The sequence below is a fragment of the Micromonospora sp. SYSU B005 genome (genome assembly GCF_055362685.1).
This window is the reverse complement of sequence record NZ_JAXCFU010000070.1, coordinates 1-568: the sequence shown is the minus strand read 5'-3', so window position 1 is coordinate 568 and position 568 is coordinate 1. Positions and strand designations below refer to the sequence as shown.

The following is a 568-nucleotide window of genomic DNA, read 5'->3' as shown; positions in this document are numbered from 1 at the left end:
GCCGAACCCGGCGGAGCACCTCCACAAACGTCGGATCGCCCGACAGATCCGTCCGCAGCACCAAGGTGTTCACGAAGAACCCGACCAGATCGTCCAACGCCTCGTCATTGCGCCCCGCCACCGGAAAACCGATCGGGATATCGGTACCGGCCCCCAACCGCGACAACAGCACCGCGAACGCCGCCTGCAACACCATGAACGTGGTCACGCCCTCAGCCCGCGCCAACTCCACGAGCCGCTGATGCACCTCGGCCGGCACCCGCAACGGCACCTGATGCCCACGATGCGACACCACCGCCGAACGCGGACGATCCACCGGCAGGATCAACTCCTCCGGCGCCCCCGCCAGAGTCTCCCGCCAATACTCCACCTGCCTCGACAGCAGGCTCCCCGGATCCGACTCCGAACCGAGCAGCTCACGCTGCCACACCGCATAATCCGCATACTGCACCGGCAACGGCACCCACCCCGGCGCCTCACCCCGCAACCGCGCCTCGTACGCCGCCGCCAGATCCCGACTCAGCGGCCCCATCGACCAACCGTCGCCAGCGATGTGATGCACCACCAG

Annotated in this window: 1 protein-coding gene; it reads right to left on the bottom strand. The window is 67.8% G+C overall.

Translation table 11 applies throughout. The annotated features are described in order from the left end of the window. Positions 1 to 568, bottom strand: a 568-nt coding sequence (locus SM452_RS30415) for a condensation domain-containing protein (protein ID WP_463841228.1), incomplete at both ends; no start/stop codon positions are given.